Raw genomic sequence first — 15,306 nt, 5'->3', positions numbered from 1 at the left:
TGTCTTGTCCAAGAGCCCCAACTCACCACTTTTAACCTCAACCCGCTCCATCTGAGCACTATCGCACAACCCTCTTAAATTACCTCGTTACTCCTGAAACTCCTTCTCAACTTTCTTTCCAAGACCTTTTAATCCACCAGACCATGAAAGTCAGGTTTGCTCCTTAAATATGTTCTTAAAACATCTGCTTGAGATCAGCACCCTTAATAACTTACCTCTCTGCATTCAATCTCATAAAATAATGTAGCTCAAAAATCCAAACTCAAGCAATTTAACTGGGCGAGCTCTGGAACAAATGAATAAAGTCGTTACCCGGACCAAAATCGAAAAGATCATGATGAAGTATTATCGACGCCCTACTTTAGACAGGTTGACCCCGTTAAATTCGAAGACTATTTAACTGGGGCCGCTTTCAACATTATCCGGGGAGCCAAACTCCTCGGATTCGCATAGTCTGATTGGATAGGTGCGCCCAGACACTAAAAAATGGCAGGACAACGATGAGACACAGCCTGCTTGCGGCTAATAATTGGCCTCATTTTTATGGATTTTGACATCACAAAATCTAATCCAACATCCTTCGCGAAACTTTTGTCCAAATTGTAAAATCGGGGCTGCATGGTATTAATTGAAGAACCCTGCAGCAAGCTGCAGGGAATCTTCGACCGTAGGGAACGCTGCCATTTTATAATTCGCTCGCTAACCCCGTAGCAAGCTACGGGGAATGCGCTCGCTATTGCGGTTCAAACCTCTCGTTCTGCAAAGCTCTCAATTTTGAGATATCTGGATATAGTCTTTTTATATGACAAACTTGTGAATACAGGCCAGTGAGTAATCCGTCACAAATAATACTTGACCACGTTTCTCTCTCAAGACTGTAAGACCAAGAGGAATTGTTTCGTGCATGCCAAAGATATTAGTAAGATTAGCAGTAAAGAGTTTTTGTCCATTTAATGATACTTTCAGTAGGTGTTTACCGGCACTCAAAAATAGGCCATCAGATGAGCCCATGAACCAACGAAGAGGATATGGAATTCCCTGGCAACCGATCGGGTTGAAAGACCTTTGGCCGGCATTATAGACAAATAAGTCACGTTGAGCCAGGTCACATACATACAGCTGATTATCCAGAAATTCGAAAACGCTAAGGACTTGAAACACGTCTGTTGGCAAGATATCCAGAGAACCATGTGGGTTATATCTATTAAAAGAAAGCAACCTTCGCTGCTGGCGAGTGCTATCCATCGATATCAAATAAAATCGATCTTTCTTCAAGCACCCAAAACCCGGATGGATTAAGCCGTAGGTCTCGCCCAGAACATCTTTTAAACTGATTTTATCTATAACATTGCCATTTGAATCCACTGCCAAAAGCCGACTGTTGCCGAAGTCGCAAATCCAAATATTACCTTCAGTATCTTTAAACAGTTCCATCGGAGTTTTTAGGCCCAATGAAAAGGCACCGAGGTATTTCCCTTTGGTATTAAACTTACAAATTTTGTCGCCAAAATAATCAGATACAAATAGGATGTCTTCATGACCAGTAGCAATTATGGCAAAGGGCAATCTTGCGATATTGTGTCCAAAACTTCCAATATATTTGAACTGATATTTGCTATGTAACTCCTCAGCCCGCTTTTCTGTTGCATGGTGTCCGTTCATTGTCTTTAATAGCTTAGAGTGGATATATTCATTATCGGGATTGACCTTTAGGACTTCTTCCCATGTATCCAGTGCTTCTTCAACTCTACCTTGCCTGAACAAGCATTTCCCTTTCTCGAGATCAAATGGAATCAGTTTTTCTTGCATTTCAAAGAAAGCAAAGTTGCTTATCTTGTTTATTGCCTTATCTGTGGTGAGCGTTAGTGAGTCGCTATTGGCACTCTCGTTTGCGTTGCCAACTTGGTACCGGACGAGCATATCCGATACAATTTGAAGCTCTTCGAGTTTGCTGGCCGCACACCCCTGGATTTGTCGATAGGTGTCTTCCACATTTTGAAAGAATTTATCAGGTTCATCTTTAGAACTCGCGAGTTGCTCTATATTTGTTACGTTGATTTTGTTTAACAAATCAGTAAGAGCTTTTTTATGTTTTTCTATCATGTTTTGACTCACCGCAGAGACGCTGAGAACGCAGAGTAAGTATTTATTGTTTGTCGGGTGATGCCGACAAGCAAAAAGGTCTCCTTCCTTAATGGGTGTTCGCAAGGCTGAAAGCTACATTTTTTCATCCGGTTTGTCCTGCTAATTTTTTCAGAGGAGTTCCATTCGTCTCCTGAAAGGCTATCATTGCTTTTGTGATGGCATTAAATCTTAACAAGTCAAATTTAGATTTAATCTGGATTGAGGCATTCTCTTCTAAGATGAAGCCATTCGCATTGCCATTTAATACTTCTTCGTTATCATGAGACGAAATCAGGTCTTTGTTCATAATAAAGAACGTTCCATCAGGCTCAAGCACTTCGGGGAAATCCTGCCGTCCCATTATCTGCTTACCTGTCTTGACATTAGTTTTTTCAATAGAACCTGACCACAATTTTTCGTCGGAAGGGAATGGCTCGCAAAGGTCATAAGTATCATCTTGAGCTACCTTAAGTAGAGAACAAATGATCCCACATACATCTTTGTCTTCAAACTGAAATGGAAACGGTTTTGTGAAATCGGTTATTTCAATTTCCGTCATGCTGTTTTCCGGCCTGACTGACTGCCTAACCGGAAGGACTCTCAGCAAGTGTGGTCCTAATGAAACTTCTCCTGTATTGAATTCCAAGAAATATTCGTCTGCCCTTAAATCTTTTAACAATAAGCAAGCACAATCAAAATCATCAGAAAAGGTGACGCCGGCCAATTGAACTTTTTCACCGGGCCTGCTTGCTTCAATATATGATTTTCCCAGTTCGTTTAAATCGACAAGCAGCCTGGCCTCGTAAGGGTTATTATATAGCCACAAACACGGGGGTATTTCTTTGAAGGTTTCATCAGAAGCCTGATCAACCGGAACGTATTTTATGCTCAAATTATCATGTATTCGGACATACATCCGAGAGGCACACTTTTCTTGAATACCTCTGGACACCCAATCAAAATAGAACGGCTTGGTTAAACCCAGATTAGAACGCAGATTTTGGGGATTACACAGATTTCGCCGATTATTGTAACACTGATTATAAAGATTGCGCTGATTACACAGATTATTATGCTTGTTGGGAAAACGATCGTCCAGGATTTGAAGATAGGGGGCAATAGCTTCGTCATTATCGAATATATGGATGAAGCCGATATCTACAATTTTATAATAGGCGTTGAGTTGACAGGGATGATCGATTGATTTTTTAACGCTTATCAGGGCTGCAGTTTTCGAAAGCTGGAATTTGTTGATGGCCTCATCTATCAGAACCGGTGTTATCAGGGGATTTCTGAAATTAAGGATCATCAGATTCTCAAAATCCATTTTCAGGGTTTCTCTTAGATAGCTTACTGAAGAATAAGTACCTGGGGGATGGAGTACAGATGTTTCGGTACCAGCTTCGATGTCGATCAGATAGGAATCTATATTGAGTGATTTTGACAAATTACATATTGAATTATCATTGGTGAGAATAATCACCTTTTTTATTTCACGGGCATTTGCGGCAGACTTAAAGAATTTAAGCATTAATGCCTCACCCTCGGCTCCACACCATACGTCTTGGTCATCTTCAAAGAAAACAGGAATTATTGTTATCATTCGTTGTATCACCCTGAACGTCTCTCGCCCGCTCCTTCCAGTCGCTCGAGTTCACGAAGATCACAGACAGGAAAGGTAAGACTCTGTGCTCTCTGAATGCTCTGCGAGAGATTACCGTTGTTCTATTCGAGATCAAAGTCAAACAGCCCCTGCTTAATTACTTCTTCGGCCAAAAACAAATCCGGCAACGTGTCAATATCAATAAGGCTTACAGGGTCTTTAATCACGTGAAGGTAGGCTTTTTCAAACGAGCGATAATTTGTTCCCAGAAACAGGCCATAAGATCTAAAAAACGATTTCCTGGTTCCTGACCCATTAAGAGTCCTGGAATTCAATATTGGAACAATACCGCCATCTCCGTTTCTCGAAAAGATACTTAGCTTAGTATGAGTTATCAGTCTGACCGTATTAACCGGGCTATATCCGTTAAGTGCTTTACCGACGAGTAACTCCAGGAGCCTGGACGTCCGAAAGGGATGCGTGGGGTAAAGAGTCACCAATACACCGGGGAAATATCCATCATCTCGCAGTTTGCTCACGGTAAAATTGATTCCGTCACCAACACTTGACTTATCCTGGGCCATCTCTTTTGGTCGCAAAAAGGGGACCTCAGCCCCATAGTGCTTTGAAATTTCAGCTATCTCTGCGTCCTCCGTAGACACAACCACCCGGTCAATCAACTTTGATTTCAGGGCCACTTCAATAGAATAGGCGATCAATGGTTTGCCACAAAGGTCTCTGATGTTCTTGCGCGGAAGGCCTTTTGACCCCCCGCGGGCCGGGATGATGGCCAGAACTTCAGGTTGCTCTTGTGAGAAAAAGTTCATGATCTCTAGGACTCACACGGATCAGATTGAATATGTAAAAACGAACTACAGAGTCTCATACACGTTGAATAAGACTTCCAGAACTCTCTTTTCCGTCCAATGGCTCTCCATGAACCTCCGACTCTCCAACCCAATGGTGTTCCGAAGGCTGCTGTCCGTTATCAATCCTTCCAGTTTCTCTTCCAGCTTATCTTGGTCTCGTGCTATGATCCATGGCATCTCGTCACTGCCGGTGAACTCACGAATACACCTCAGATTCCATTTGTCTAAACCTGCAACGACCGGTTTCCCTTGGCTGAGAGATTCCAAAGACGCGATGCCGAACCACCCACGCATGTGGTCAAATATAATATGGCAGGTTCGCTTTACTTCTAGGCATTCAACATAAGGCAGCTTCTCAATAATAACCGTTTCTACCTGTGGGTATTTCTCTCGCAATTTCTCCAGGGTGGCTTTCAATTCGCGTGTGTGTTTGTGGTATTTCCTTGTGGGAGACTGACATACTTTGATCACGTCTTGTGGCAAAGAGTCGTCATAGCGAGGCAGAAAGTGGACATCATGAATCGGCACCAAGTTTGGCACCCATTTAGCGCCCTGTACTACCTTCAGAAGATCGGGCGTACTAACAACAACCTTTCGCTTGAGCCTCCTGTACTTCTCATTGTATATATTAGCATTGATGATGAAATCGGGATGTCCGTGGTGATGATGAAGAATTTTCTTCCCCCTTATGTAATCCCTTATGACCAGAGGACCTAGGTGGGAATTCTCGTCCTGCAACACATGAAAATGAAAGATGTCTGCACCCCTCAATAACTGTTCCACTTCTCCGAAATCGTCGTCTTCGATATCAGGGATGTGAATATCCTTTTCATAGTCAAAACCGTATCTTTCGGCCGTCGTTATCAATCGGCAAGTGTGTTCAGAATAACGATTGATTGCGTTGGTAAAAGCAAGCCCCATGCCTGCAGGATCGTTTGCCGTGATCATCAAAATATTCATGTCACTGATTCTAAAGCTGATTTCGGGGATTTCACGGATTGCAGTAATTGAAAGATTAATGATAACGCTAAGTCTCTTCCAATCCGCAGTCCCAATCTGCGTTCACAGCTCCGCCCCTTTGATTACGGATTTTTATCGGACCTAACTATTCAATAATATTGTTATCTTAAGGCAACCGGCGGCTACAAGATAGCTCAGGCCACCTTATATTACTGATTTAAGGAGGTCAAAACCGTGCAGCTCTGAAACGCGACCATGACACTGACCGTACTGTCCATGCAGTGAATGGTCATTTACCTTGCCGGCACATCTCAACTCCAACTTGAGCCTGGTTCTCCACATCTGAAAACATCGACTCCCCATCAATATCCATCCTACAGATTGTATCTCTTAAGTCTGCTCAATGCCTCCAAAAAACCCTTGCCTCCCTGCAGATGCCCGCGCCATATCTCGGGAACCCACGTCCCCTCGTAACCAGCAAAGAGAGGCATAATTTCGTCAAAATCAATGTCTCCCTCGCCTATCTGGACCCCTTCACCATCCAGGCCATAGGCATCTGCAAAATGAATGTGCCGAATGAATGGCTTGACCACACGGATAAACTCTAAGAGGTTCTTCCCCTTTGCATTGCAATAGAGGGCCGCATGAGAGAGGTCGAAGCAAATATTCGCACCAGTCTCTTCACAGAAAGAACGGATCTCTGCTGCGCCTATGAAGTAGTTTCCCTTCCACTGGCCGCCGAAATACCATGGGTAGGGAGGAAGATTCTCGAATAATATCTCTATCCCGTCACAATTGATTTCCTCGAGCGATTGGATCAACGCCTGTCGCAAAGGTTCTTTCTCTAACTTGGAGTTAAGACTCATGGCGCCTGGATGGACGATGACCTTGGGCTCGCCCCTGAAATGTGGCGCCAGAATTCGTGCCAGACCTATTGTCTTTTGTGCCAGGCCTACAGACCTCGCCCGTGTCTTTTCATTACCGCTGCACAGGTCGAAGAGCTGATCGCCCAAGTACTCTGGAGCATGGACAATCAATTCTTGATGGTGTAAACCGTTGCCTTCAAAACCCAGCTCAAAATCCCTTTCCGCCAGGTGAAACTCGATCACTTCCGGCTTGTATTTACCCATCTCGCGTAGATCGGTAAACCGGGCGATGAGGCCCCAGCGGCTTTTGAAAGAGTTGCAAAAATCCACCTTGCAGTAGCCTTCTACATCTTGCTCCAGAAAAAAATCACCCTTTTTCAGATCCCTATGAATGACCTTGCCAACAAGTTCATCCATACTGCTCGGCGAAAGACCCTTCCCCGGACCTTGTACCCTAATCATTTCCCGGGTGATGCAACTTTCTGCAGGTATGTCACAGTCAGCGACAAGGCTTTTGCCAAACAATTCACGATTCAGAATTTCTCCGCGCAACAAAAACCGCTTGCTCTTACCCATGGCCTGATCGGCCACGCGAATATCGCGCACCAGACGCCTCAACTCATAAGGTTCAAGGCTAATCTTGTGGTCAGGACCACGCATTTTCTTGTCCACGGTGATGTGTTTTTCAATAATGCAGGCCCCCATGGATGCCGCCACAAGTGGGATGACGATACCCACATCGTGACCAGAGTATCCCACGGGGCACCCAAACTGTGTCAGCCGATTGATCATTCTGAGATTGACCTCACGCGGCCACACCGGATAGACACTGCGACAATGGAGCAGCGCAAACGGCGCTTTTTTTTCTTGTAAAAGCCTTACAGCCTTCTCGATTTCTCCCCAATGGGACATGCCGGTTGAAACCACCATGGGTTTATCCTTCCCAGCTACATATTCCAGCAGTTCCAAATTGGTGAGGTCAGCAGAAGCGATCTTAATCGCCTTGACTCCCAGCGCCATTAAAAAATCAACGCTGTGAAGATCAAAAGGGGTGCAGAGAAACTCAATCTCCTTGTCTTTGCAGTAAGCTTTTAGCGCAACAAAGTCCTTTTCGCTGAGTTCCACCTCCTTCAGAATAGGAATCATGTATTGAAAATTCTGTTCGTACTTCAGGGTATCATTAAGCACATCTTCTGGATAAAGACTGGGAAGGTGTCGTTTCTGAAATTTCACTGCGTCCACCTTTGCATCCACAGCCACATCTATGAGTTCCTTGGCCAGCCTCACGTCACCATTGTGATTAATACCAATCTCAGCAATGACATAAGTGGGTTGATCAGGACCGATCACACGATTGCCGATTTGAATGGTCTTCATTTCGCTTTTTGTTTTCCTAGTCTGGACAGGATTTCCAGGATCTTCCGGATTTTCTTTTAATTACAGTCAGCTCAACTCAGCGATACGAACAGCGAATTCATCCTTGCGTGCAGATCCATATCGTTGACTGAGTTGTTCTCGCCAGTATTGGAGCAGATCGAACAGGCTCTGCCTAAATGGAATGTGAGGTCGCCATCCCGTTTCTTCCATGAATCTCGAGCTGTCACTGACCATGACAGCAACGTCTGACGGACGCTTCCGTGAAGGGTCCTCTTTCACATGGATAATCACTTTGGTCATGCCAAGCAGCAGATCCAAGACCTCCTTAATGCTGTAAGCCGAGCCAGAGCCGATATTGTAAACGCTTCCGGCGGCGCAGCGCTCAAGGGCAATAACATAAGCTCTCACCACATCGCGTATGTCGGTAAAATCACGTTTTGCCTCCAGGTTCCCGACTCGAATGACCGGCTTTGTCTTGCCCATCTCAATTTCCACGATCTGCCTGGCAAAACTGGACGTGACAAAGACTTCCCCGCGTCTTGGGCCGGTGTGATTGAACGCCCTTGTCCTCACAACATGGAGGCCAAAACTCTTGTAGTACTGGTAGGCCAGGGCATCCTGAGCAACCTTGCTTACCCCATACGGACTCAGGGGCCTGAGCTGGTTGGTTTCCTTGACAGGCAGTTCATGTTCATGGACTAAACCGTACTCTTCTGAACTGCCTGCGACATGAATGCGTGTATCCGCTAGCTCCAGCTCTCTGACAGCCTCAAATATATTCAGTTGTGCAGTGATGTTGTTGACCAGAGTCTCACGCGGGGAATTCCAACTGGCGGTCACATTGCTCTGTGATGCAAGATGATAAATCCTTTGGGGCCGGATCTCCTGCAACAACCGGAGCACGGCATGGGGGTCTCGGAGTTCACATTCGTGCAAATGAACGTCTCTTTCAAAGGCGGCAATGTTTTCCTTATTGCTTCGCCACCTCAGAGCCCCATGAATTTCCCAAGCGCCTTGACCTAATAGATATTCTGCCAGATGGCTTCCGGCCATCCCGGTAATCCCGGTGATCAGAACCTTCATCAGAGCTCCTACAAGTCGGAAAGTCTTACTACTTCGAGTCGTTCTCCCACGACCTGTCGAACAAAATCGTGGATTTCCTCCTGCTTGGCAAAGGAAGTGATTACAACTGCGTCTGCGGCAATCTGGCTGAGCCGCTCTGGTCTCTGAACCGTAAACCCACTAAAAACCTTGCCCTGTTTGCTAAAATCACTATCCACCACGGCAGTAACGGTGAGCGGGGTTTCCTTTATGGCTGCGAGAACAACTTCAGCGGTTTCTGCAGCCCCGAACAAGACTACAGTGCGAATACCTTCCTCGTGCATACCCTGCAGTCTCTTGGCGAGCTCCCGCTTGACGCCACCATAAAGCTGAATGATTTCAGTGGAATATGAAAGCAACAACGAAAGCAGCAAATCTCGTCCGGAAGACGTCAGATGATACGTCTGGGTTCGGTTCGTATTGCCGCTCACCCTGATGAGCCCTTCTTCCTGGAGCTCCTTAACGTAGTTATTGACCATAGAACTGCTAAGATGTGTAATCCGCGCCATCTTGTGTTGACTTATCTGGGAAGAATCATGGATGGCAAGAAGCACAGATAGACGCCGAAACGTCTTTGTCGGTGTTAGAAACCTTGAGTTGAACGGCTGAATCATTTCAATCGGCCCCCTTAGCACTCCTGAATCCACAAGTCAACATTCATTCACTGACTGGACGGTCAAGCAATAATCGAGCCAAAACAACAGAATGTGTTATTTCAAATAGTTACAAGGCATCTTCCATTTCTTCATCTTGATTGTGGCCGTGAGATGTCAAATTTCCGTCAACGTTTTACCCAACCAGAAATGGGTCACATCCCATGAAGCTGCACCCAGAAAATGCCGGAACACAGTCCTGAGTGCAAATTCAGACAAATCAAGGAGGAGGCTCTGACCATCCATTCACTGACTGGTCGGTTTTCTTATCGTAAACCAACCAGGAAAACTTTAGTCAATTGCTGAAGAATTTGCCGGTAGGTCAAAATCGACGAGTTCGGAAAAAGCCATCAAATGCGGGGGGTTAGCAAAAAGCAACATACCCTGATCATCTTGTATATCCTGTCTGATTCATTTTAGCGTCCGATAAGAGAACGAAATTTTCCGATGGTCGCACCGTAGTCGGAGCTCCCAAAGATAGCCGAGCCTGCCACAAATGCATCGGCCCCTGCCTCTGACACAGACTGAATGACATCCTGGTTTACGCCCCCGTCAACCTCAATAAGGACGTTCGGGTTCTTTGAATCGATAATGGATCTGAGGTCTCTTATCTTCTGAATGGCCTGTGGAATGAACTTCTGGCCCCCGAAACCCGGGTTTACACTCATGACAAGAACGAGGTCCACATCCTCCAAAACCCATTCTATCTTTGAAAGGGGGGTCGCCGGATTCAGCGACACTCCGGCCTTGACACCCAGGTTCTTGATGGCCTGAACCGTCCCATGTAGATGGTAACAAGCTTCTGCATGAACCGTCAGATAGGCGCTCCCTGCTTTGGCAAACATTTCAAGATACTGTTCCGGATTTTCAATCATAAGGTGCACATCCATAGGGAGTTCGGTCACCCTACTAACCGCTTCCACAACCAGCGGCCCGATAGTTATATTGGGGACAAAATGGCCGTCCATGACATCCACATGGATCCAATCTGCCCCGGCAGCCTCTACCGCCTTGACTTCGTCACCGAGTCTTGAAAAATCTGCTGACAATATGGATGGCGCTATCAGTTTCATATAACTCCTTTCACTTTCATCTATCACCAAAGATCTCCCATTTCAACCTCTGGGAAGGAAGGCAGATTGGCCTCCGTTGCAAAGGAATGACTCAAGGTGAGTTCCCCATCCTCGTACAGGAAAAAAGTGGTTTCACGATGTTTCGGGAGGAGCATCCAGATCTCTTCTCCCGGATTCCCGAACACCTCATATAGATCGTAAAGCATGCCAAAGGCATTGATGCGTAGCCGGATGTGCTTCTTCAAAAAACCATGGCAGACATGATGACGAAAAAGGTAGAGTCCCTTGTCACGAAACAGAACCTTTTCTTTCCTGTTGACCGTAAGATTCACCAGGCGTCCGGAAACAACCGGGAATCCGGATCGAGGGTCTTGTTCCACCACGACGTCCTTGGGCATGTCATCTCTTTGAACATAGCGTATCCGGCCCAGGTTGAGTTGAGAACGCTCTAAAATAAGGATGGCATCCTCCGGGGCCAGTCCGTCCAAATAGGGCATCTTGAATCTAACCGGCCGCCTGCCAAGGCCGATCAGCAAGTCAATAGCATCCCCCCGCTTCACTACCTCGCCAGGAGGCGGAACCTGGCTTATGACCTCTCCTCTTACAGCCCCTTTGCTGTAAGTTTTTGACACAACACCTTTTATGAGCCCGTTATCTTCCATGACAATATTCGCCTCGCGCACACCCACTCCCACAAGATTGGGCACAATCACAGTCTCTGGCCCCTTGGACACGATGATCCTTATATCACGGTCTTTCTTAACCTCAGAGCCGGGCCCAGGCTCCTGACCTGCCACATGGTTCTTTGGGATATCGGCCCTGTATTCATAGCCCCTAACCTTGGTGTTGAGTCCCAGGTCGGTAAGGAGCTCTAAGGCATACACAACATCCTTTCCCACCAGGTCAGGCACGACCACGACATCTTCGCTCCTGATAATGAGCCGTAACGTAAGATATCCGGTGATCCCGGCAAGGGCGATAAAAAGACAGGAAAACACGCCTATCTTAAAAAGCGGTTTCACGGCGCAACCTTTCTCAGGCGAACGGCAAAGAACCCGTCCATGTCGTGCTCATGCGGTAGAGTTCTGAAAATACCTGACCTGTCAACAAAAGGTCCGCAGATTTCCTCGCGTCCGGCAGACAGAGCATCTATAGCAAAATCGTTGCGGCTTTTCAAAAAATCTTCTAATACCTTCTCCCCCTCTTCGGGCTCAAAACTACAGACACAGTAAACCAAAAGCCCCCTTTTTTTCACTAATCGAGCCACACCGGCCAATAAACGTTGCTGTTTGCTTTGAAGTCTGGCGAGATCCTCTGCCTGTTTTTTCCATTTGATGTCAGGGTTTCTCCGAATGACGCCAAGACCAGAACACGGTGCATCAAGCAATATTCGGTCAAAGGTTTCAGCGAGCTTCTCAGGAATAGACGCTGCAAGGTCATGGCGTAATGTTGTAACTGAAGAAATGTCAAGCCTTGTCATGAAGGCTTTCAGTTCGGACAACTTGCGGGCCTGGTAATCCACGGCCGTTATCTTTCCACTATCTTTCATAAGCTGGGCAATGTGTCCGGTCTTGCCGCCAAGGCCCGCACAGGCATCCAAAATCATCTCTCCAGGTTTTGGTTCAAGCAGGTAGCTTATGAGTTGCGCGGCCTCGTCCTGAACCTGAAACCAGCCTTTCTGAAACGCCGGCATTTCACGGATTGACTGTCGCAGACCTCTGAGGATGAGCCCTTCAGGAGCAAACCTGGTCTGCCTGATCTTGTTCACATGGGCGCTGAGAGACTCGCCCAGCCTCTCCCGAGAGACCTTTAGAGTATTGGCGCGGACCGTCACAGGAGGGATCTCATTGTTCGCCTTGCAAAGCCTCTTAGCATCTTCAACGCCCATACGCTTCACCCACCTTTTGACCATCCAGGCAGGGTGGGATTCCTGAATGACAATGGCGGCAACCGGGTCATCGTTATAATCCGGCAGAGGGATCTCATTTTTCCTCTGCGCGGCTGATCGAAGTATGGCATTGACAAACCCCACTACCCAACTCGGCGCCCTCCTTTTTGCCAGTTCAACAGAATCGTTAACTGCGGCTGAAACAGGAACCCGGGAAAGGAACAATATTTGATATAGCCCCAGGCGAACGATGTTCAGGACTAGTGGGTCAATCTTGTGAAAGGGACTTCTTGCAAGGTGTTGAATCACCCAATCAAGGCGACTGCGCCACCGGAGGACCCCGTACACCAGTTGCGTAACCAAGGCACGGTCGCGCTGAATCAGTTGAGGCTTCTGTTCAAAGGCCCGGGTGAGCAGATGATCCAGAGTGACGTTCGAGTCATTAATAGCGCCTAAAACCGAAAGGGCAATCTGCCGTGCAATGGCTGCCATAGCCAGGTTACCCCAAGATTGTGCCAGGCGGCACAGGGCAGCCCCTCAAGAATTCCTCAACATCAAGCCGCTTTCCGGATTCAAGCTGAACCTCTTTCAAAGCCAGGACCCCCCGGCCCGTTGCCACGCCAAGATCCCCGGGAAAGCCATCCAACACGATCCCTGGCTTTTCCCGAGTCCCCTTCTGGAGATCTTTTGCCTTGAATATCTTGAGCCTCTTGCCAAAAAGGAAGGTAAAAGCCCCTGGCCACGGATTCATCCCGCGAACAAAAGCATCCAGGAAGTTTGCATCCTTGGTCCAGTCGATACATCCGTCTTCTTTCTTCAAAAAGGGCGCATACGTGGCCTTTGATTTGTCCTGCGGCGTGCCTGCAAGATGCCCCTGCTTGAGCCGCTCCAACGTATCAATCAGCACTCCAGCCCCCGTCTCGGCCAACTGGTTGTGAAGCGTCCCGGAAGTCTCGTCCGGGCCAATCAACACTTTGGCGGTCAGGAGTATGTCCCCTGTATCCATACCCTCATCCATCCACATGGTAGTCACGCCCGTCTCCTTGTCGCCATTGATAATTGCCCACTGGATGGGGGCGGGTCCACGATATTTGGGAAGAAGAGACGCATGGATATTGATGGCGCCCACGCGGGGAATCGCCAGAACCGAGCCCGGCAAAATCTGGCCGTAGGCAACTACGACAAAGAGGTCCGGATTTAGCCCGATTATCCTATTAAGAAACCAGGATTCCTTTACCTTAACCGGCTGCAATACAGGATACCCAAACGCACTTGCAGCTTGCTTGACAGGTGATGCAACCAAACGGCGGCCGCGTCCCTTTGGCCGGTCTGGCTTGGTGGCAACAGCAAGGACGTCATTGCTGCTGCCATGAAGGGCCTTGAGGGTTGGCACCGCAAACTCCGGAGTGCCCATGAATATGATACGGAAAGGCTTCACATTCTACAAGTAATACAATTGTTACAAGATCTCAAACCTGATGGGCACTTCAAGGACCTTACTGTCCTTATGGTTCGTATAAATTTTCATATGGTCTTCGTTTGGCCCCTTCTGAAGCTTATCAAAAATTGGCTCAACCATGAGCTGCACAGTTCGACCTCGCTGCATCTGCCGGGTAACGACCTTAAAGAGCGAGTTTTCCAGTTCTACTTTTTCAATCTTCAACTCATTGCCCTTGTTCAAAATAATCATGACCGGACGTCTCATGAATTTGCCTTTTTTCTTCAACTCCTGCATCCGCTCATCTGACATGCGGCCAAAGCTCAAAACCTTCGGCCTAACCTCAACGGGCGCCCCGATATTGACTAAAATCCGGATCACCAGCTCAGGTTTTTCAGCATAGTTGGTCGTCAGTTTCACCTGCCCCTGGTATCTGGTCTCCTTGTTGACTTTGTTCCTAACCTTAACCTCATATCTACGACCTTTTTCGACCTCCCGTAGCTCTACTTCAACCTTATCCGGAATGGAGACCGACGCGATTTCGACGCTCAAGGGCTCCTTCTTTTCTCCCCGTAACTGGATTACCCTTTCGATCTTGTCTCCCAAAATTCCGTTGAGATGAGCGTACCTGGGATTTATATGGATGGGAGTCCATATGTTCCCCTTCATGCCGATGGTCACCTGGGGATGCTTGGGGTCGTTTGTAAACACCCGGGCGCTCTTGTGCAAACTGCCCTGGTATCCCTTTGTCCGCACTTCCAACATAATCTTGCCCTCCTCTCCTGGAGGGATGGTCCGGTCAAACCTGGCCACACTGCAGCCTCAACCGGGCTTGACATTTTTGATCTGCAGGGGGGCCGTGCCCCGGTTAAAGACGCGAAACTCGTGTTTCACTGTCTCTCCCTGGGCCACCTGCTTAAAGTCGTAGATGGGGTTTTCAACCTCGATAACCGGCGCCGCGTCTTTTTGCTCCACAGCTTGTTTTTGCTGCACAGTTTGTTTTTGCTCCGCGGCTTGAACAAAACCAGCCAAGACCACCAGAACAAAACATCCCCACAATGTCGCTCTCAAAATCCTCATCAGTTTTTCTCCTTAATAAACAGTCAATCGGAACCTGTCGTAGTCATTCTTGCCGCTGATCTTACTTTGCCGTCAATAACCATTATAAAATATACTCACATTTCAATCTTAAGTCAACGAACAGAGAAACTGTTCAGGCTTTCCCCTGGCCGCCTATACCATTTTTCTCATTTCATTTGGCCTCCCATGTGGGGGGACATATAAGATGAGTAATAAAGGAACGGTGGGTGGGACTACTTCCAACTATTCGGGATGATTCGGACATCATTAGATA

General features: G+C 47.2%; 13 protein-coding genes. All 13 read right to left on the bottom strand.

Going from position 1 to position 15,306, the window contains the following annotated elements; genetic code table 11:
* Nucleotides 1–798 precede the first annotated feature (798 nt).
* Nucleotides 799–2,103: a hypothetical protein gene (locus JW883_14320; GenBank protein MBN1843443.1), complete on the bottom strand. Its 1,305-nt coding sequence runs from the start codon at nucleotides 2,101–2,103 to the stop codon at nucleotides 799–801.
* Nucleotides 2,104–2,227: 124 nt separating this feature from the next.
* Nucleotides 2,228–3,727, bottom strand: a complete 1,500-nt coding sequence (locus JW883_14315; protein ID MBN1843442.1) for a hypothetical protein — start codon at nucleotides 3,725–3,727, stop codon at nucleotides 2,228–2,230.
* A 122-nt stretch (nucleotides 3,728–3,849) separates the two neighbouring features.
* Nucleotides 3,850–4,554, bottom strand: a complete 705-nt coding sequence (locus JW883_14310; protein MBN1843441.1) for an acylneuraminate cytidylyltransferase family protein — start codon at nucleotides 4,552–4,554, stop codon at nucleotides 3,850–3,852.
* Between the two features lie 45 nt (nucleotides 4,555–4,599).
* Nucleotides 4,600–5,556, bottom strand: a complete 957-nt coding sequence (locus JW883_14305; protein ID MBN1843440.1) for a glycosyltransferase family 1 protein — start codon at nucleotides 5,554–5,556, stop codon at nucleotides 4,600–4,602.
* A gap of 374 nt (nucleotides 5,557–5,930) precedes the next feature.
* Nucleotides 5,931–7,799, bottom strand: coding sequence for an N-acetylneuraminate synthase family protein (locus tag JW883_14300; GenBank protein MBN1843439.1), 1,869 nt, complete (start codon nucleotides 7,797–7,799; stop codon nucleotides 5,931–5,933).
* Between the two features lie 66 nt (nucleotides 7,800–7,865).
* Nucleotides 7,866–8,882 (bottom strand): GDP-mannose 4,6-dehydratase, encoded by a 1,017-nt coding sequence (locus JW883_14295; protein ID MBN1843438.1) that lies wholly within the window; start codon nucleotides 8,880–8,882, stop codon nucleotides 7,866–7,868.
* A gap of 8 nt (nucleotides 8,883–8,890) precedes the next feature.
* Nucleotides 8,891–9,514, bottom strand: coding sequence for a winged helix-turn-helix transcriptional regulator (locus tag JW883_14290; protein MBN1843437.1), 624 nt, complete (start codon nucleotides 9,512–9,514; stop codon nucleotides 8,891–8,893).
* Between the two features lie 455 nt (nucleotides 9,515–9,969).
* A complete protein-coding gene (locus JW883_14285; GenBank protein MBN1843436.1) occupies nucleotides 9,970–10,626 on the bottom strand; it encodes a ribulose-phosphate 3-epimerase in 657 nt (218 codons plus the stop codon).
* A gap of 23 nt (nucleotides 10,627–10,649) precedes the next feature.
* Nucleotides 10,650–11,648 carry a PASTA domain-containing protein gene (locus JW883_14280; GenBank protein MBN1843435.1) on the bottom strand — a complete coding sequence of 333 codons (999 nt, stop codon included), beginning with the start codon at nucleotides 11,646–11,648 and terminating at the stop codon, nucleotides 10,650–10,652.
* Nucleotides 11,645–13,006 (bottom strand): 16S rRNA (cytosine(967)-C(5))-methyltransferase RsmB, encoded by a 1,362-nt coding sequence (gene rsmB / locus JW883_14275; GenBank protein ID MBN1843434.1) that lies wholly within the window; start codon nucleotides 13,004–13,006, stop codon nucleotides 11,645–11,647. Before rsmB ends, JW883_14280 begins: the two co-directional genes overlap by 4 nt.
* A gap of 7 nt (nucleotides 13,007–13,013) precedes the next feature.
* Nucleotides 13,014–13,928, bottom strand: coding sequence for a methionyl-tRNA formyltransferase (locus JW883_14270; GenBank protein ID MBN1843433.1), 915 nt, complete (start codon nucleotides 13,926–13,928; stop codon nucleotides 13,014–13,016).
* A 45-nt stretch (nucleotides 13,929–13,973) separates the two neighbouring features.
* Entirely contained in the window at nucleotides 13,974–14,765 is a 792-nt protein-coding gene (locus tag JW883_14265) for a hypothetical protein (protein ID MBN1843432.1), read from the bottom strand.
* 9 nt (nucleotides 14,766–14,774) lie between these two features.
* Nucleotides 14,775–15,032 (bottom strand): DUF1573 domain-containing protein, encoded by a 258-nt coding sequence (locus tag JW883_14260; protein ID MBN1843431.1) that lies wholly within the window; start codon nucleotides 15,030–15,032, stop codon nucleotides 14,775–14,777.
* Nucleotides 15,033–15,306 lie beyond the last annotated feature (274 nt).

This window comes from Deltaproteobacteria bacterium (assembly GCA_016930875.1).
Taxonomy (GTDB): Bacteria; Desulfobacterota; Desulfobacteria; order Desulfobacterales.
The sequence above is the reverse complement of the archived record's forward strand: the minus strand, read 5'-3'. Positions and strand labels throughout refer to the sequence as shown.